This is a genomic window from Polyangiaceae bacterium (genome assembly GCA_015075635.1).
GTDB lineage: Bacteria > Myxococcota_A > Polyangia > Polyangiales > Polyangiaceae > JADJKB01.
In genome coordinates, this window is sequence record JABTUA010000002.1 from 2,201,803 (window position 1) to 2,220,619 (window position 18,817).

General features: G+C 70.1%; 12 protein-coding genes and 1 pseudogene. 5 read left to right on the forward strand and 8 right to left on the reverse strand.

The window, feature by feature from the left end:
* Positions 1 to 5: 5 nt before the first annotated feature.
* The 7 genes and pseudogenes from HS104_26075 to HS104_26105 form a co-directional block, all read right to left on the reverse strand.
* Positions 6 to 1,754: an ABC transporter permease gene (locus HS104_26075; GenBank protein MBE7483433.1), complete on the reverse strand. Its 1,749-nt coding sequence runs from the start codon at positions 1,752 to 1,754 to the stop codon at positions 6 to 8.
* Positions 1,754 to 3,472, reverse strand: coding sequence for a lysine--tRNA ligase (locus HS104_26080; protein ID MBE7483434.1), 1,719 nt, complete (start codon positions 3,470 to 3,472; stop codon positions 1,754 to 1,756). Before HS104_26080 ends, HS104_26075 begins: the two co-directional genes overlap by 1 nt.
* A gap of 137 nt (positions 3,473 to 3,609) precedes the next feature.
* Positions 3,610 to 3,753 (reverse strand): hypothetical protein, encoded by a 144-nt coding sequence (locus HS104_26085; GenBank protein ID MBE7483435.1) that lies wholly within the window; start codon positions 3,751 to 3,753, stop codon positions 3,610 to 3,612.
* 78 nt (positions 3,754 to 3,831) lie between these two features.
* Positions 3,832 to 4,978: pseudogene (locus HS104_26090) on the reverse strand (peptide chain release factor 2).
* 13 nt (positions 4,979 to 4,991) lie between these two features.
* Entirely contained in the window at positions 4,992 to 5,789 is a 798-nt protein-coding gene (locus tag HS104_26095) for a hypothetical protein (GenBank protein MBE7483436.1), read from the reverse strand.
* A gap of 45 nt (positions 5,790 to 5,834) precedes the next feature.
* Positions 5,835 to 6,947, reverse strand: a complete 1,113-nt coding sequence (locus HS104_26100) for a tetratricopeptide repeat protein (protein MBE7483437.1) — start codon at positions 6,945 to 6,947, stop codon at positions 5,835 to 5,837.
* A gap of 29 nt (positions 6,948 to 6,976) precedes the next feature.
* Entirely contained in the window at positions 6,977 to 7,957 is a 981-nt protein-coding gene (locus HS104_26105) for a bifunctional riboflavin kinase/FAD synthetase (protein ID MBE7483438.1), read from the reverse strand.
* A 63-nt stretch (positions 7,958 to 8,020) separates the two neighbouring features.
* Between HS104_26105 and holA the strand changes: the two genes are divergently transcribed.
* From holA to HS104_26125, 4 genes are all read left to right on the forward strand, one after another.
* Positions 8,021 to 9,079 (forward strand): DNA polymerase III subunit delta, encoded by a 1,059-nt coding sequence (gene holA / locus HS104_26110; protein ID MBE7483439.1) that lies wholly within the window; start codon positions 8,021 to 8,023, stop codon positions 9,077 to 9,079.
* A gap of 91 nt (positions 9,080 to 9,170) precedes the next feature.
* On the forward strand, positions 9,171 to 9,887 hold the full coding sequence (ribA, locus tag HS104_26115; GenBank protein MBE7483440.1) for a GTP cyclohydrolase II: 717 nt from the start codon (positions 9,171 to 9,173) through the stop codon (positions 9,885 to 9,887).
* Positions 9,888 to 10,010: 123 nt separating this feature from the next.
* Positions 10,011 to 11,402, forward strand: a complete 1,392-nt coding sequence (locus HS104_26120) for a sigma-54-dependent Fis family transcriptional regulator (protein ID MBE7483441.1) — start codon at positions 10,011 to 10,013, stop codon at positions 11,400 to 11,402.
* Between the two features lie 22 nt (positions 11,403 to 11,424).
* Entirely contained in the window at positions 11,425 to 13,332 is a 1,908-nt protein-coding gene (locus HS104_26125) for a response regulator (GenBank protein MBE7483442.1), read from the forward strand.
* A 1-nt stretch (position 13,333) separates the two neighbouring features.
* Here HS104_26125 and glmU read toward each other — a convergent pair whose 3' ends face one another.
* Positions 13,334 to 14,749, reverse strand: a complete 1,416-nt coding sequence (gene glmU, locus HS104_26130) for a bifunctional UDP-N-acetylglucosamine diphosphorylase/glucosamine-1-phosphate N-acetyltransferase GlmU (GenBank protein ID MBE7483443.1) — start codon at positions 14,747 to 14,749, stop codon at positions 13,334 to 13,336.
* A gap of 104 nt (positions 14,750 to 14,853) precedes the next feature.
* On the opposite strand from glmU, the gene HS104_26135 reads away from it, so the two are divergent.
* Positions 14,854 to 18,810 carry a hypothetical protein gene (locus tag HS104_26135; GenBank protein MBE7483444.1) on the forward strand — a complete coding sequence of 1,319 codons (3,957 nt, stop codon included), beginning with the start codon at positions 14,854 to 14,856 and terminating at the stop codon, positions 18,808 to 18,810.
* Positions 18,811 to 18,817: the final 7 nt, after the last annotated feature.

The window sequence follows — 18,817 nt, forward strand, 5'->3', positions numbered from 1 at the left end:
GTCCTTCACTCGTAGCGGATGCCGTCCACGGGCCGGAGCCGGCTCGCGGCGATGGCCGGGTATATCGTGGCGATGGTGGTGATGACCATCGCCGACAGCGCGACCAGCGTGTAGTCCACGGGATCGACGGAAATGGGCAGCCGGTCCACATAGTAGACGTCCGGGTCCAGGCGCACGCCGAACCAGAGCAGCCCGAGCACGGTGCTGAGGCCGGTGATCACGCCGAACACCGTGCCGATGCCGCCGATGATCACGCCCTCGGTCATGAAGATGCGCAGGATGGCGCGGTCGCTCGCGCCGATCGCCTTCATGATGGCGATCTCCTTGCTCTTCTCCGTCACCATCAAGAGCAGCGTGCAGATGATGCAGAAGCTCGCGACCGCGATGGCGATGCTGAGGATGATGAAGGTGGCGATCTTCTCCAGCTTCAGCGCGCTGAACAGGTTCTTGTTCAGCTCCTTCCAATCGCGCACCTTCATGTCCTCGCGGGCGAGGTCGGTGCCCAGGCGGGTCACCAGCGCCTCCAGCTCCGGACGCACCACGCCAACCATCTCGGCGTCGTCCAGCTTCACCTCGACGGCGGTGGTGCGCCCCTTGAGGTCGAGGAACTCCTGCGCGTCGTCCCGCTTCATGTAGATGTGACTGGCGTCGTATTCGTACATGCCGCTGTAGAAGATGGCGGCGACGCGGAACTTGCGGCTGCGCGGCAAGACGCCCATGGGGCCCAGATCGCCCAGCGGCGCGACCAGCGTGACCTCGTCACCCACGTACACGTGCAGGGTCTTGGCCAGCTCGCGCCCCAGGACGATGCCCGGGTAGACCGGCTCGGTGGCGGAGCCGACGTCGTCGTCCAGATCCTTCTTCATCCACGACTTGACGCGCGGACCCTTCAGGAAGACCTCGCCGCCGGTCGAGATGCCGATCACCTCCTCCGGCGGCAGATCGGCGAGCTTCGCCGGCTCGTCGAGGTAGGCGAACTTCCCAACCTCGATGTTCTGCACGAGGTCGATCACCGAGCCGATGCTCGAAGTCTCGACGCCGCGCACGATGGTGCCGGCGGTGTTCGAACTCGACGACGCCATGGCCTCGCCTGCGGTGACCGGCGTCGCCGCCTTCACGCCCTTGAGCAGGCGCACCTCGCCGAGCAGCGCGTCCGCGCCCTCGAAGCCGCCGTGGGTGCCCGCCTCCACCTTCATGTGCGCGTTGTTGCCGAGGATCTTCCGCTTCAGGTCGGCGCCGAAGCCGCCCATGATGCTGACCACCGCGCACAACGCGAAGGCGCTGACCGCCACGCCCGCGATGCTCAGGCCCGAGATCACCGTGAGGAACCCGCTCTTGCTCGCGCGCACGTGGCGCACGGCGATGAACGGCACGAAGCCGCGGCCCTCCACCCGGTCCAGCAAGCGCGGCAGGGCCAACGCCATGAAGAAGATGACGAACCCGGTGCCGGAGAGGGAGGCTCCCACACGCACCACCTGGTGCCAGAACACGAAGAAGCTCCCGCGGTGCTCCGGCAAGGTCGCCGCCCAACCGCCCAGCACGAGCACGCCGAGCAGGCAGAGTCCGGTCAGCACGTAGAGCAGGCTGCGGCGCCCCTTCTGCCCCAACCGGCGCACCGCCTTCAGCACCAGGTAGCCGACCGCGAGCGCGACGACGGCCACCACGGCGATGCGGCCCGAGAAGCCCAGCATCAGCCAGAGCTTCGCCATCAGCGAGAGCTGCTCGGGCTTGGGCGGAGGTGGGGCCCAAAACATCAGTCCGCCTCGGGGCGCAGCAGCGGAAACGCGATCACGTCGCGGATCGACGGCTGGCACGCCAGCATCATCACCAGGCGGTCCACGCCCAGGCCGAAGCCTGCCGCCGGAGGCATGCCGTGCTCGAGCGCGCGGATGTAGTCGGCGTCGTAGTCCATCGTTTCCTCGGCGCCGCGGGTCTTCTTGGCCACCTGCTCGGCGAAGCGCGCCGCTTGGTCCTCCGGATCGTTCAGCTCGCTGAAGGCGTTGCAGAGCTCGCGCCCGTCCACGAAGAGCTCGAACCGGTCCACCAGCGTCGGGTCGCTGTCCTTGCGCCGGGCCAGCGGCGAGACCTCCGCCGGGTAGTCGATGATGAAGACCGGCACGCTCTTCGAACCGTCGCTACTCCGGTAATCTTCCGCGAGGAACGGCTCCGCCAGGTATTCGTACGCGCAGAACAGGCGCTCGCCGTCGTTCTCTGCGACGCCGAGTCCCTTGCGGAAGTTCGTCCAGTCGATCTTCTTGGCGCGCGGGCTCTTCTTGGCCCACTCGCCGACCAGCGCGGCGCCCGCGCTGCCAGGGCCGGTCTCGGCGCCCTTCGCGAGGGCGATCTCGCTCATGCGCTCGAACAGCTCGAAGGGGATGTTGGCGCGCTCGAGCGCGCTCGCCACCGCCTGCTTCATGGGCACGCGAGCGAAGGGCTCGTCGAAGCTGAAGCTGCGCTCGTTCTTCCAGCTCTGGTAGCGAGGAAGCTGCCCGGTCTGGCGGAAGCGCTCCTCCAGGAACCCGTCCACCGAGCGCAACATCTGCTCGGTCAGGTCCATCAAAGTGCCGTACGTGGCGTACGACATGTAGAACTCGAGCATCGTGAACTCGGGGTTGTGCCGGGTGCTGATGCCCTCGTTGCGGTAACAGCGCCCGATCTCGTAGACCCGTTCGAAGCCGCCCACGAGCAAGCGCTTCAGGTACAGCTCCGGCGCGATCCGCAGGTAGAGGTCGAGGTCGAGGGTGTTGTGGTGAGTGGTGAACGGGCGCGCCGCGGCGCCGCCGATCACTGTGTGGAGCGTGGGCGTCTCGACCTCCATGAAGCCCGCGCCGTCGAGGAACGCCCGGAGCCCCTGCACGATGGCGGAGCGCGCTCGGAGCGCCGCGGCGGCGTCGGGGTTCGCGACGGTGTCGACGTAGCGGCGGCGATAGCGCAGATCCACGTCGCTCATCCCGTGCCACTTGTCGGGGAGCGGGCGCATCGCCTTGGTCAAGAGCCGCAGGGACTGGAGCTCCAGGCTGAGCTCGCCGGTCTTGGTGACCATCGGGCGGCCGCGGGCCTCCACGTGGTCGGCGACGTCGACGTCGTCGAGGGCCGCGAAGGCCGCGCCCATCGTGTCTTGCTTGGCGAAGAGCTGGAGCTCCCCGCTGCCGTCGCGCAGGCGCAGGAACGAGGCCTTGCCGAAGCCACGCCGTGCCATCAGGCGCCCGGCGACGTGGTGCTCGTCGTCGCCGCCGAGGGCTGCGACCCGCTCGGGGTCGTAGCGCAGCTCGTGCTTCGGCTCGAGCAGCGCCGGCTCGAAGCGCTCCCGGAGCGAGCGGCAGGAGATGCGGTCGCTCGGGTCGAGGTCGTTCGCGAACGGGTTCTCGCCGCGGGCGCGGACCCGCGCCGCCTTCTCGCGGCGCGCCTGGATCAAGCCCTCTTCGCCGCTCTCACCTGAGGCGCTCGCCTCCGCATCGGGCTTTTCGGACATCGGGGCCGGGCGTCTAGCGCGGGGCGGCGTGGGCGTCCACCGGGGCGGAGTCGAGCCGTACCGGGCAGCGCGCCCGTGTCATGGTTCGGGTGCGTTGCGTGGCGTCGTTGGGTTCGTGGCGCAAATTTTCCGGCGAGTCAGAGCGCGGCGATGACCTCTTCGTGCTCCGGGAAGCGCCCTGCCGCGGCCTTGGAGAACACCAACCTGCCGTCCGCGACCACGTCGAACTGACCGACCTTGCCCACGACGAGCTTCACCTCTGCGCCCTTCGCTTTCTCGATGGCGGCCGCGAGACTCGCGGCCCGTGGTTTGTAGTTTCAAGCGTGGCAGTAGTGGATGGAGACGAGCATCTGTTCTCCTCAGGAGAGCCTGGGCGGGATCGAGCCGGCCTTGTGGCCCTTGTCCGCGTTCTGGAGCAGGTAAGCTTCGATGAAGTCGTCGAGGTCCCCGTCGAGCACGCGCTGGACGTCGCCGGTCTCGTGCTCGGTGCGCAGATCCTTCACCAGCTGGTAGGGCTGGAGCACGTAGGACCGGATCTGGTTTCCCCAGGCGATGTCGGTCTTGGCGGCCTCGTAGTCGGCCTGGGCCTTCTCGCGACGCTGGAGCTCGAGCTCGTAGAGCTTGGCCTTCAGCATCTTGAGCGCCATCGCGCGGTTCTGGTGCTGGCTGCGCTCCGCGCGACAAACGATCACGATGCCGCTCGGGATGTGCTTCATGCGCACCGCTGTCTCGACCTTGTTGACGTTTTGCCCACCCTTGCCACCAGCACGCATGGTCGTGATGTCGAGATCCGTGTCCTTCACCTCGATGTTGATCTCGTCCTCGATGTCGGGCGTGACCTCGATGGCGGCGAAGCTGGTCTGACGGCGCGCATTGGCGTCGAAAGGGCTGATGCGGACCAGTCGGTGCACGCCGACCTCGGCCCGGAGATAGCCGTAGGCGTTGGGGCCGCTCACGGTGAACGACGCGCCGTCGATGCCGGCGTCGTCGCTGACCTGGTAGTCGATGACCTCGGTCTTGAAGCCGCGCCGCTCGCACCAGCGGGTGTACATGCGGAGCAGCATCTCCGCCCAGTCCTTTGCGTCCGTGCCGCCGGTCCCCGGGTGGATGCTCACGATGGCGTTGGCGTGATCGGCCGGGCCGCTCAACATGCGCCCGAGCTCGGCCTTGCGCACGCGCTCGGCCAGCGCCTTGGCTTGCTGGTCGGCGTCGGCGAGCGCCGCCTCGTCGTTCTCCGAAGCGCACAGCTCCAGGAACTCGACGCCGTCGTTCACGTCCTTGCTCAGCGCCTCGATACCCGAGAGCTTCTCGGCGGCGAGGGCGCGCTTGCGCAACAGCGCCTGCGCCTTCGCCTGGTCGCCCCAGAAGTCGGGCGCTGCGGAGAGCGTGTCGAGCTCGTCGATTTCGCGCTTTAGTGCAGGGACGTCAAAGAGACCCCCTTAGCGCATCGACACGCCTTTGGAGGTCCTGGAGAACGCCGCGAACTTCGGCAACCACGATGGCCATGGCAGGCGGAGGTTTACTCCGAGCGGCGCCTCCGGGAAAGGGCGTTCTTGCGCAGCGCCGGCGCGCGAGGCGAGAACCAGCCGCCGGTCAGGACGTCGAGTCGAACCTCCGCCTCGATCACTCGGAGCTCGGACAGCTCCTGCTCCTCCGGGGGCAGCTCCGGATCGGTGGCCCCGGAGAGCGCCCGCTGCCAGGCGAACAGCGCCCGGAGCACGTCCTCGACCAGACGCGCGTCCTGCTGCGCCCGCAGCCGGCGCAGGTGCTCGACCTGGATCTCCTCGTCGGCGAAGACCGCCCGGTCGAGCTTCCAGGTGGCCCGAGCCTCGAGCTCGATGCTCACTCCCCCCGCCTGGGTGTAGCGGTACGGATCGGTGGTCGTCGGCGCCAGGCGCAGCGACTCGTCGGTCGTGCGCGCCGCCCGGAGGCGCAGCTCCGGCAGGGCAGCCGAGGCGCGTGCTCGCGACGCCAGGCTGCCGAAGCGAGCGTCGGCGCGGGAGCGACCCGCCGCGCGGAGCGCTGCGCGGACCACGGACTGGGCAAACGCCGGAGTCACCACCACCAGCGCGGCCCGCGGCCTCGACGGCTCCGGGGCCTTGGCGGGCGCCGCCTCTGCGAGCTTGGGACGCGCCACACGCGCGGTCGGGATGTCGAGCGAGAGCATGGCGACGAGCTCGCGTCGGCCGTCGGCCCGCGCGACCCAGCCTCCAGACAATGAGAGCTCGAGCGAGCCGCTGGACGCAAATGCGCTCCGGCTCGTCAGACACGCGCACAAGCCGAACACGCAAACCCGAGCAAACACCTTCGTCGTCATGCCCCGCTGCTCGGGCGGAGCAGAGGCTCGGTTGCGTGCGATCTTTCAGGCGCACGCGCGCTCTGCGCGCGCGAGGCTCCGCGGGTCCGGCGGCGGCGCACCGATGGGGCAGAACGTGAGCTCGCCGCCCTCGGCTCCCACCACGCAGGCGATCACCAACGGCGCCAGCTCCCCGCCTCGCTCGTAGCCCAGGGTAGCCCGCACGACGGCGTCGGCGCCGAGCCCGGGCAGCGCGAGCGAGCCCACCGGCGCTTCCACGCCGACGTCCCGCTGGATCTTCTTCGCGCCGCCGAAGCTCGGCGAGAGCGCGCACACGCGCAGCACCAGCCGGCGCTCGACGCCGAGCGCACGGGTCTTGTCCGACAGGTCCCAGAACGCGGAGACGCCGCGCGGGCCGGTGACCAGCACCAGCAGATCGCGCTCGGGATGCGCCTCGAAGACCGGAGCGGGCGCGGCAGGCGCGGGCTGGGGCACAGGCTCGGCTGCGGGTGCGGCCTCGGGCACGGGCTGGGCTGCGGGCGCGGCCTCGGGCACGGGCTCGACCACAGGCTCGGGCACCGGTGTGGCCTCGGGTGCGGGTGCGGGCTCGACCACAGGCTCGGGCGCGGGCGCGACCTCGAGCACGGGCTCGGCTGCAGGTGTGGCCTCGGCCTCGGACGCCGACGACGACGGGGATGCGTCGAGCGAAGGCTCCTCGGGCTCCTCGGGATCCACCGGCCGCATCGGCGCGACCCGGCTCGAGCCGAGCCGATCACGCAGCGCCCGCGCCGCGGCGTGGTCGGGCTCCTTGTCGAGCACCTGGTCGAGCATGCCGAGCGCGCGCTTGACGTGACCCTGGGCCGCGTAGATCTCCGCCAGGGTCACGGTCGCCACGGGAGCCTGGTGCTGGACGCGCGTCGGCGTGACGCCCTGGCGCACGAGCTCCGCGGCGTCCGGCATGTTGAGCCCTTGCTCGATCAGGCTCGCCACCAGATCCCGCGCGACACCGAGCCAGCCGCGAGCGCGCCGGCGCGCGGCGGCGTCCGTCTCCTGGCGCCGGATGATCTCGTCGGTCATCTCCACCCGAGTCATCACCTCTGGGCGGGGTACGCCCAGGCGACGCGCGCGCTCGATGAGCCCGTCGCGGGTCAGGGTCTCGAGCTCGCTGCGGGTGGACACTGCGAAGCGACTCTACCCGACGTTGGAGCTCAGCTCCACGCCCCACTCGCCCGCGGATCGGGCGCGCGGAGCGCGAGGATTTCCCGGCCCCTTGCCACGTCCAGCCGGATCTGCCGGACCAGCGCGTCGAGCCCATCGAAGCGCTGTTCTTCGCGCAGCCGGGCGACCAAGTGCAGCCTGAGCGCCGCGCCGTACAGATCGCCGTCGAAGTCCAGGAGGTGCGCCTCGATGCTGGGCCCGGCTCCGACGGTCGGCCGGACGCCGATGTTCGTCACGGCGAGGCCGAGGGCCCGCGCGCTGCCGTCCGCGTGCACGCGATCCACGAGGCACGCGTACACGCCGCTCGCCGGTCCGAGCTCCGCGATGGCGCCGAGGTTCGCCGTCGGAAAGCCGATCCTCCGGCCGCGCGCGTCGCCGCGCTCGACCTTGCCCGAGATGGAGTGCGGGCGACCCAGGATGCGCTCGGCTTCGGCCATGTCGCCGGCGACGATGGCACCCCTCACCCGGCTGCTGGAGTACGAGCCGCTGGCGTCCCCCTCGAGCGCGTGGGCACGCGCGCGGAAGCCGAGCTCTCTGCCGAGCTCGCCGAGCAGCGCCACGTCACCCTGCCGGCCCCGCCCGAAGCAGAAGTTCTGGCCGACCACGACGGCGGCGGCGCCGAGATCCCCGAGCAACAGCCGCTCGACGAACTCTCGCGCGCTGAGCTCCGAGAGCTCCCGAGTGAAGGGCTGCACGACGACGGTCAGGCCCGCCGCGGCGCGCCCCATCAGCTCGACCCGACGCGCCATGGTGGTGAGCACACTGGGGACGCCACGTCCGAGCACCACCACCGGGTGCGGGTGGAAGGTCAACACCACCGGCTCGAGCCCGAGCGTCTGGGCTTCGGCGACGGCCGAGGCGAGCACCGCTTGGTGTCCGCGGTGCACGCCGTCGAAATTCCCGATCACGACCAGCGTGCTCCGCGAACGAGCGCCGAGGTGCGAGGAGCCATCGACACGGCGGGCGGACACGGGACGGGGTCATAGTATATTTTCGAGGTTTCCGCCGGGCCTCGGGCGTGCCAGAGCCGATGCGTGACCCCGGAGCAAGCGCTGGCACAGGCTCGAGAGGGCAAGCTCGGCCCGGTCTACCTGGTGGCAGGCGAGGAGCGACACCTCGCGAGCGAGGTCGTGCGCGCGCTGCGCGACGCTGCCCTCGCCGGCGGCACTCCGGGCTTGAACGAGGACCAGATGGTCGCCGGGGAGACCAACGCGCGAGCGGTCCTCGCGGCAGCGCGCACGCTGCCGATGTTCGCCAAGCGCCGGCTGGTGGTCTTGCGCTCGCTCGAGCGCTGGGACGCGCAGGGCGAAAAGAAGGCGAGCGCCGAGTCCCTCGATCTGCTCGCCGACTACCTCGACGACCCGTCGCCGAGCACGGTGCTGCTGTTGGTCGCAGGGAAGCTCGACAAGCGCCGCCGCCTGTACCTGAGCGCGCAGAAGAAAGGCTTCTTGGTCGCGTGCGAGCCCTTGTCACGCGACTCGCTGCCGGGCTGGATCACGCGGGCAGCACGCGAGCGAGGACACACCGCCGCGCCAGGGGTCGCCGATCTGATCGCCGAGCTCGCTGGCCCAGACCTGGGTGCGGTGTCGGACGCGGTGGAGCGAGTGTGTCTGTTCGCCGGCAAGGGCGTGGAGCTGACCGAGGACCACGTGGCGGAGTGCGTGGTCCGGCTGCGACCGACCACGGTGTGGGAGCTGGTCGACGCGGTCGGACGCCGCGACGCAGGTGCCGCGCTGAGCACGCTCGGCAGGGTGTACGACCCGTCGGACCGCGGGCTGCGCCTGGTCGGGGTCTTGGCCTGGTCCGCGCGCCAGCTGCTCAAGTTCGAGTCGGCCACCCGCGCCGGAGCCAGCCCGGAGGACGCCGCCAAGCGCGCCGGCGCGCCACCGTTCAAGGCCCGCGACCTCGCCAAACAGGTCCAGCGCGTGTCGCGCCCGGAGCTCGAAGCGTGGCTCGAAACTCTGGCGGGGCTGGATCTCGCGCTGAAAGGCGGCTCGAAGCGCCCACCGCAGGCGGTCCTGGAGCACGCGATCCTCGAGCTGTGTGCGGCTCGTGGGCCACGGGCAGCGGACGCGCGAGCCCGCGGCGCTTGACCGTCCTGGGACCTGGCCCCATGCTGCGGACAGGTTTGGGCAGGCCCTAGCGAAACCTCACGATCCGCTTCCCGGGCCGCACCGCACTCACATGACGAAGCCGACTGAATCCCAGGCGGGGGGCTGCCATCTGGAGCATCTGGCGACGGCGCCGCTACCGACCCGGTTTGGCACGTTCGAGCTCCACGTCTACCGCTGGGACGATCCCAAGGCCGATCCCAGCCTGTCCGACGAGCACCTCGCGCTGGTCATGGGCGATGTTCGGGGCGAGCGCGCCGTGGCCGTGCGTGTCCACTCGGAGTGTCTGACGAGCGAGGTGTTCGCCTCGCTGAAATGCGACTGCAAGGGCCAGCTCGAGCGCGCGCAGGCCGAGGTCGCGCGCCGGGGTCGCGGGGTCATCCTCTACCTGAGGCAGGAGGGCCGTGGCATCGGCCTGGCCAACAAGATAAGGGCCTACGCCCTCCAGGCCGAAGGCGCTGACACCATCGAAGCGAATCAGCGCCTCCACCTCCCGGTAGACGCCCGGCAGTACGACGTCGCCGCGGCCATCCTCAGGGAGCTCGGCGTCGAGTCCGTCGTGCTCATGACCAACAACCCGGCCAAGGTCGACGCGCTCTCCGCCCTCGGGATCAGCGTCACCGAGCGGCTCCCGATGCTCGTGGCGGCCAATCCCTTCAGCCAGTCTTACCTGGAAGTGAAGAAGAAGAAGATGCGGCACGAGTTGCCGAGCGGCGTCTTCAATCAGAAGCCACCGGAGCCCGAGCACCCCGACGACACCGAGAGCCCGGACCCGGCGGCGGCGCACTAGGGGGTGGCACGTCCCGTGCTCGGATCCCGCCTCATGGCTCGATCTGAGACGAATAGCGCGGCTTTGGCGGAGTCCGGTACCGAGGGGGCGTCTCCTGTGTCTCAAAATGGTACCATCACGTCCATGCAGATGGACCGCAGGCGGGTGGTCGCCGTGGTCGATGACGACCCGACCGCGCGCCGCATCCTCCGCCATTGGCTGGGCGGCGAGGGCTACGAGGTGGTGGAGCACGCCGACGCCGCCAGCGCCCTGGCGGCCGATCCGACGGAGCTGGCAGCGGCCTGCGTCGATCTTGGCCTCGGCGACAGCTCGGGCCTCGACCTGATGAAGCAGCTCTTGGCGCGAGACGCCGAGCTGCCCGTCGTCATGGTCACCGCGTCCCAGGAGGTGGAGCCGGCCGTCGGGGCGCTGCGCGCCGGCGCCTACGACTACGTGACCAAGCCCCTCGACCGCGAGCGACTGCTCGGCTCGGTCCGGCGCGCCGCCGAGCGCCGACACCTCGCGCTCTCGGTGCGGCGCCTCGAGACCGAGCTCCGCGGCACCCGGGCGCTCGGCGCCCTCGTGGGCTCGAGCCCCGCGATGCGCCTGCTCTCCGATCAGGTGGCGCGTGTGCTCGAGAGCGACGTCCCAGTGTACGTCTTCGGCGAGAGCGGTACGGGCAAGGAGCTGGTCGCCCGCGCGATCCACGAGTCCGGCAGGCGTCACGCGGGCCCGTTCATCGCGCTCAACTGCGGGGCCATTCCCCAAAGCCTCCAGGCCTCGGAGCTGTTCGGACACGAACGCGGCGCCTTCACCGGCGCCCAAGCACAGCATCGCGGGCGCTTCGAGCAGGCTCACGGTGGCACGCTCTTCCTCGACGAGGTCGGCGAGATGAGCGCGAGCACCCAGACGACGTTGCTCAGAGCGCTCCAGGAGCGCACCATCCAGCGCGTCGGCGGTCGCACCGACATTCCGGTGGACGCGCGGGTGATCTGCGCGTCCAACCGCAAGCTGGACGAGCTGGTGGCCCAGGGTAGCTTCCGCGAAGATCTCTACTACCGCTTGGTGGTGTTCCCGATCCACGTCCCGCCGCTCCGCGAACGCGCCAGCGACATCCCGGAGCTCGTCGTTCACTTCCTCCACAAGCTCGCGCCGGACACGAAGAAACACGTCGCGCGGGTGAGCCCGGAGGCCCTCGAGGCCCTGATGGCCTACGAATGGCCGGGGAACGTCCGCGAGCTCGGCAACGTGGTGCACCGCGCCCTGCTCTGCTGCGACGGCGAGCAGATCGAGCTCGGGCACCTGCCGCACGAGCTCTGGCGGGGCAAGCAGAGCGACGTCGTTCCAGCGCTCGCGCCCACGAGAGCGCCGCAAGCAGCGCTCCCACCCGACCTCTTCGATCTCCGGGAGGTCGAGCGGCTCACCATCGAGCGCGCGGTCAAGAAGACGGGGGGAAACATCACCGAAGCCGCCCGGATCCTCGGCATCGGCCGCGCCACGCTCTACCGCAAGCTGACGGCCTACGCCGCCGACTGAGCCGCCGGGTATACTGGCGCGGTTGGAGAAGCGGTTTCTCGATCACCTGCCCGCGCCCGTGGTGTGCGAAAACGGAGAGCGGCGCGTCGTGTACACGAACCGCGCTTTCCGCCGCCTGTTCAAGCCCGAGCTCGCCGCGGAGGGGGTGGCGAAGGCCCGCTTCTTCGAGCTGGCATCCCGCCCCGACGCGCTGTTCGCTGACGCCACTGCGCTCACGCAGCGCGCCAGCGAGCTACTCACGAAGCGGGAAGCGGGATCGGTATCCGGGATCATCTTGGCCGACGGGCGGGAGCTCACCTGCGACTACGTGCCGCTGTTCGACGGCGGTGCGGTCACGGGCCACGTGTGGAGCTTCCGAGACGTGAGCGAGGTGCGGCGGGAGGCCATGGAAGACCGCCAAGCGCGCGAGCAGAGCGACGCTGCGATCGCGTCCCGGGACGCCTTCTTGGCGCGCATGAGCCACGACCTGCGTTCGCCGCTCGGCGTCGTGCTCGGGGCGGCGCAGCTCCTGGCGTCGGGCGACGCAAGCGACGAGCAGCGCGAGTCCTTGGAGGCGATCTTCAACGCAGGCCAACTCCTCATGCAGCTCATCGACGACGTCCTCGACTATTCGAAGCTGCGCGCCGGTCGCTTCGTGCTGGCGCCGAGGGTGGTCGATCTATGGGCGCTGCTGGCCGAGGCGGCGAGCACGCTGAAGAGCGCCGCCTCGGCCAAGGGGCTCGGCTTCGAGCACACGATCCACCCGGAGCTGCCGCGCTGGGTGCGGGTGGACCCGGCGCGCCTCCGCCAGCTCATCATGAACATCGGGGCGAACGCGGTGAAATACACGGACACTGGCGCGGTCCGCATCCGCGCCGAGCTGAGCGCCTTGCAGGACGGGCCCGCGCTCGCGGTCAGCGTCGAGGACACCGGCTCGGGCATCAGCAAGGACACCCTGCCGGGGCTCTTCGACGCCTACGCCCAAGGTCCCGGCCACGAGACGCGGGGCACGGGCCTCGGCCTGGCCATCACCCGCGAGCTGTGCGACCTCATGGGCGGCACGGTGCGCGTCGAGAGCACCCCCGGCGTGGGGTCGACGTTCGCGTTCTCGGTGCACATCGAGCCCGCCCGGCCCAGTGAGGCGCGGCCGGCTCGCGCGCTGCCGGCTCGCCGCGTCGACGGGGATCCCGCGCCGCGCCGGGCTCGCATCTTGGTCGCGGAGGACAACGTCTTCACGCAGGTCATCCTCGCGAAGGCGCTGGAGCGGCTGGGCCACTCCGCGGAGATCGCACAGAACGGCCTGGAGGTGATCGACGCCCTCGGCGTCGCGGACTTCGACGCGGTGATCATGGACTGCCAGATGCCGCTGCTCGACGGCTACTCGGCGACCGCCCGACTGCGGGAGCTGGGTTACGACCAGCGCGCCCTGCCCATCATCGCGCTCACGGCCAGCGCGGTCCCCGGCGAGCGAGAGAAGTGCCTGCGCGCAGGCATGAACGACTACCTGACCAAGCCCTTCACGCTGGCCGAAGTGGGCGCGACGCTGGAGCGCTGGGTGTCGAGCGCTCCGCACGCAGAGCCCGCGGAGCTCGCGCCGGCGGCGGGCCCGTCGAATGCCGCCATCGACGTCGAGCGCCTCAGCGACCTGAGCGGTGGCGACCGCGCCGTGCTCGCCGACGTGTGCGCCGTGTTCGTCGAGGACATGGCGGCGCGCCTCGACGACCTGTCGCGGGCCGCCGACGCGGAAGACGCGGCGGCGCTGCGTCGCATCGCGCACCTGGTGGCGGGCTCGGCCTCGAACGTCGGTGCGCGCACCATCGAGAGCCTGGCTCGAGACGTCGAGCTCGAACGCATCCGCGTGAGCGGCGTGAGCGCCCACGTCTCCGAGCTGCGGATCCAACTCGAGCGCGTGCGCGGCGCGATGGCGCGGCTGTGCGCGAGCCCCGGCTGACCTACCCGCCCTGCTTCTTGCGCGCGGCCGCCGCCGCTAGCCGTGCTTTGAGCCGGGGCGCGTAGCCCTCTTTGTTCTCCTGCGCGACCCGCGCGATGGCCAGGGCTTCGTCCGGGACGTCTTTGGTCACGGTCGTGCCGGTGGCCACGTAGGCGTCCTTGCCGACGCGGACCGGCGCCACGATCTGGCTGTCGCTGCCGATGAAGGCTCCGGGGCCGATCACGGTCAGGTGCTTCTGGAAGCCGTCGTAGTTGCAGAAGATGGTGCCGGCGCCCACGTTCGCCTTCTCGCCGATGTCGCCGTCGCCGAGGTAAGCGAGGTGGTTGGCCTTCGCGCCCTTGCGCAGACGCGTCTTCTTGGTCTCGACGAAGTTGCCGACGTGCGCGTCCTCGTCGACCTGGCTGTCCGGTCGCAGGTGGGCGAAGGGCCCGATCTGCGCGCCGGGCCCGATCCGGCTCCGGCTGACCACGCTGTAGGGCTTCAGCTGAGCGCGCTCGCCGATCTCGGAGTCCGTGATCACGCAGCCCACGTCGATGCTGGCGCCCGCGCCGACCTTCGAGCGGCCCCGCAGCGCGACGCCCGGCTCGATCACCGCGTCCGGGCCGATTTCGACGCCGGCGTCGATGCGCGCATCACCCTTGATGGTCGCGCCCGCGAGCTGGTGGGCCCGCGCGATGCGCTGGAACAACAAGGTCTCGGCCTGCGCGAGCTGAGCGCGGTCGTTCACGCCCAGCAGGTTGTCGGCGTGCCCGGGGATCGCCAGCGCGCCGCCCCCCTTGCTGGCCAGCGCCACCGCGTCCGTCAGGTAATACTCCCCGGCGGCGTTGTCGGAGGTGATGCGCCCGAGCGCCGCCCTGAGCGCCTCGGTGCGCGCGACGTATACGCCGGCGTTTACCTCGTGCACGCCGCGCTCCTCGGCGCTGCGGAGATCCTTCTGCTCGCGCACCTCGAGCACGCGACCGCTCGGGTCCCTGAGCACCCGCCCGTAGCCGCTCGGATCCTCCAAGAGCGCGCTCATCAGCACGAGCTCGGCAGGCGGAGCAGCCTCGAGGGCGCTCACCAGCGCGCGCACGTCGTCCGCCCGCACCAGCGGCGTGTCGCCGCACAGGATCATCACGCGCTCGGTGGACACGGCGCCGATGCCGGCCTTGACCGCGTCGCCGGTACCACGAGCCACCTCCTGCACCGCGACGCTCACCGGCGCACCGGGGAGCTCCTCTGCCAGCGCTTCCGCGACGCGCTCCTTCACGTCGGGGCTGACCACACACACCACCGCGCTCGCGCCCGCTTCGAGCGCGGCCTGCACCGGGTAGAGCACGAGCGGTCGCCCGGCGGCCCGGTGCAGCACCTTGGGCAGCGAGCTCTTCATGCGCTTGCCGAGACCGGCACTGAGGACGAGGGCGGTGATGTCGCTCATGGCGGGCGTGATTTCGCATGGTCCGAGGCGCGGCGCGAGCATGACGCGCCGCGTTGCTAGAGCGAGGCCGCCGGGCCGAGCCGCCCGGCGTAAACTAGCGGACCATGCGACGCCCTTGTCTGAAGACGCCGCTGCTCGTCGGAGCTGCGCTCTGCCTGTCCGCCGCCTGCGCCGGAGACTTCGACGACACGCGCAAGCGCACCGAGCCCGTGGGTACTCTGGGCGAGGACATCTACTCGGCGCTGTGTGACCGCGTCGGCGCGTCGGTGCTCACCGAGGACGTGTACGGCGCTTCCTACCACGGCGTCTGTCACCGCGACGCCGCCGGCAACTACAAGGACCAGGTCGATCAGAGCAAGCTGCCACCGATCCAGGACCCGCTCAGCGGCTCGGGCATCGCGCGCACGCTCGCCATCGCCAAGGTCGAGGCCATGGCGCGCCGGCGCGGAGATCTGATCGAGGCCTTGGACGCCACCTTCAGTGACGATCCGGTCGCCGATCCGTTCAACCCCGGCAAGACCGTAGGGGGGCACGTCGCGCTCAAGCGCTTCCTGCAACGCATCGTACCGCTCTACGAGACGAACCCGGTCGACAAGGACGGCTCCGGCTCGCGCGAGGGGCTGATGCCCAGCGTCACGCGCTCGACGGGCCGGCTGTTCGCGGCCCTCGCGGGACCGGGCAAGGACACCTACGCGCAGTTCGGCGACCCCGCCAAGGCGAAGCAGGCGCAGGTCGCGCTGTCGCGCCTGTCCGGGCGCCTCGGCTACCGGCCGCTGCGCGTGGCGCTCGGCGCCATCAAGCCGAGCATGGCCTACCCCGAGCTCCGGCAGCTGACGCAGACCTTCGCGGTGCGCCTGCGCCCGCCGGGCAAGAACGCCGACCCCGGCGCGGGCCTGATGCGCGACGCCTTCCAGAACGTGCTGGGCATGGCGCAGCACGAGCTCTCGTCCAGCGTCGAGGGCCCGCTGCCCGTGGCGTACGCGCTGACCGACGCCGCCAAGCTCCAGCCCAACCGGCCGCGCACCAACGCCGAGGTCGCGCGGGCCATCATGCTCAGCACCGATCCCGCCTTCGCCAAGCCGGGCGCCCTGCCCAGCTACCTGGTGGTGCGCGACTCCCGCGGCTACGCCGTGCCGGCCGGCAACCAGCCGGGCGTGCCGGGCACCGTCGGCGGAGCCTTCGTCGACGGCGACGGCGACGGGTTCGCGGACGTGGACTCGACCGGACGCTTCTTGGGTCCGGCCGGGCTCGCGCAGGTGGACACGCCGTTCGTCGTGCCCGGCTTGCCGCGCGTGCTCCCGCCGGACGCCTTCGGGCGCGCGGTGGATCCGGGCGGCACGCCGCTGTTCGCCTACCTCGACACCAGCCAGACCTTCGTCGGCTCGACCACCCGGGATCTCGATCCGCTGTTGAACCCCGATCCGGTCGCCGAGAGCGAGGCCCTGGCCGATCTGCTCTCCGGCGCCTACGTCCTGTACGGCGATCCCATCCAGGACAAGGCCGACTGGGCCGTCGGCGGCACCTATCCGAGCTTCGACACGCAAGCATCGCCCATCGTGGACCTCTTGCACGCCACCGGCTGGATGTTCGCGCACAAGAACAGCGACGTTCACCTGAAGATGGTGAAGAAGCTCTTCACCGACCACGAGCAGACTATGGCTCGCCTGATCGGTGCCTCGCTGAAGATCCGCGAGATCAGCAACGCGCGACCGGAGGCCAAGTTCGACCCCACGGTGACGATCTGGGACGAGCTCCAGGAGATCATCGCCAAGACCGCCAAGGACCCGGCGCTGTTCAAGGACGTGCTCCGGGCGCTGGCTCACCCGGACACCCAGGCGTACCTCGGCCCCGCCTACAGCAACTTCGCCAAGTACAAGGACGCGCTCTACTACGACACCAACAACGTCAACGGGCCGGTCGTGAACCTGACCGACCCGACCAATCCGGAGCCGCACGTCCTGCCGGACTACACGCAGCCCGACGCCGGCGACAACCGCAGCGATTTTCACCGCATCCTTCAGATCATCCACGACGTGAACGGGGTGAACGCCTGCAACAAGCCGGGCGCCAAGGTCCGGATCCAGGTGTTCGGGCTGAACCTGTCCTGGCCGCTCGTGGGGTCCTACGACGAGTGCGAGCTCTTCTACTTCCAGAACATGGGCCTCTTCTACCTGTCCTCGATCCTGGGCAAGGCGGTGCTCAACGTCAGGCCCTCGACGCTGAACGCGCTGATGAGCGCGGCGAAGGTCTTCGCCGATCCGAATCAGCTCTTCGAAGAGTCGAGCGGCATCGACGGCATGACCCTGGCGCCCAGCCCCGCAGGCTTGAATCGCCTGGTGTTCTTCGGCGCCCAGAGCACGAAGTTCGATCCGCTCCTGGGCGGGACGATGCCGGACCGGGACAAGAACTGGAACGGCAAGAACAAGGTGACGAACGACTTCGTGTCTTCGACCATCGACGCGGTCTCGACCGCGGTCTGCCCAGACCGCCTGGCTCCCGTGCCGGGCGCGACCGGAGCCGAGCCCAGCCAGCTCTGGCTCTCCGACTGCGGCGCGGCCGGCGCCGATCCGAACGACGTCCTGCGCCTGCGGGGCAAGGGCACGATCTTTCTGTGGGAGAAATACGAGTTCTACAAGAGCATGAAGCCGCTCTTGAAGGCCTTCGACGACCACGGCGCGGGCCAGATCTTCCTCGACAGCGTCGAGGCGCTGTACCGTCACTGGCCGACGGAGCAGCACGGCCCGGAGTGCAACGCCAACATCCCCGCGGGATACGGCTTCGCCGATCGGCCGTGGCAGAAGTTTCTGACCGACGCCGACGCCAAGGCTCACAAGGTGAACCCCGCGTACAACGCCAAATGGTGCGGCGGCAGCGGCGGCACCCGCTACGAGCCGATCCTGGTCGAGGCCTTCGCGAGTGATCTGATCCCGGCCCTGGGTGAGCTGGTCAAAGCGCTGGACGACCCGAACTTCGTCACCGACGACCGCAACGGGGGCGTGAAGAAGAGCGGCCTCGACATCCTGCACGAGATGACCGTTGCGATGATGGACCCGGACTACGCCGCGAGCGTGGGCATGGTCGACCGCACCAACAACAAGACGGCGAAGTGGGCGAACGGGCAGATCGTGAAGCCCCAGCTCACGATGTTCGACCTGTTCGCCGACGCCATGGCCAAGATCGACGCTCGGCTCCAGCCAGGCAGCGCGCGCTTCACGCGCTGGAAGCGCGCCCGCAGCAAGCTGGTGGACCAGTTCCTGACCGTGGACGGCGAGGGCACGAACGCCGCGTTCCGCAACCAGGCCTTCGTGAAGAGCGTGCCGATCCTGCTGGACGTGCTGCGCGAGCAGATCAACGCCAACTGCCCGGACCGCGAGACCAGCCCGGTCCCGTGCCTGTGGGCGACGGCTCCGGAGCCGCCGAGCCCGTCGACCCCGGCGGTGAGCCTGGCAGCGAAGGCCGCGGAGAGCATCCGCGGACCGATGTTCGGCACCAGCATGTTCCTCTTGGATCTGATCAACGAGGACGAAGAGGCGCGCCGCGCGCTGGAGAAGCACCTGCGCTACCTGGTGCAGGAGGCGAGCTCGAACGACGCCATGATCAGCATGCTGGCGAGCTCCGCCGACATGATGCAGATCCTGAGCGACGACGCGAACATGCCCGCCATCTACAACGCGGTGGCGACGGCGGCGGCGCCAGAGGGGGCCACGGCCGACGGCAAGCCGGCACCGGGCACCGCGGACCGGGTGCTCGAGCTGCTCGACGCCCTGACCGCAGAGCCGGCGGGGCAGCCGAATCCCTACGACCCCTACCGCTTCCAGGATCGCATGTTGGCCAACCTGGTCACCCCCATCGGAGGGAACCCGGACAAGCTGACGCCCATCGAGATCTTCCTCGACACCTTCGCGGAGGTGAACCGCATCGACGCGCGGGCGCCGCGCGAGGAGCCGCTGTCTCCGGACGACCTGCAGCTGGTGTTCGCCACGATGCGGGACTTCCTGACCAGCAAGACCCGCGGCATGGAGCAGCTCTACGAGATCATGCGCCACCGGAACGGCAAGTGAGTCAGGA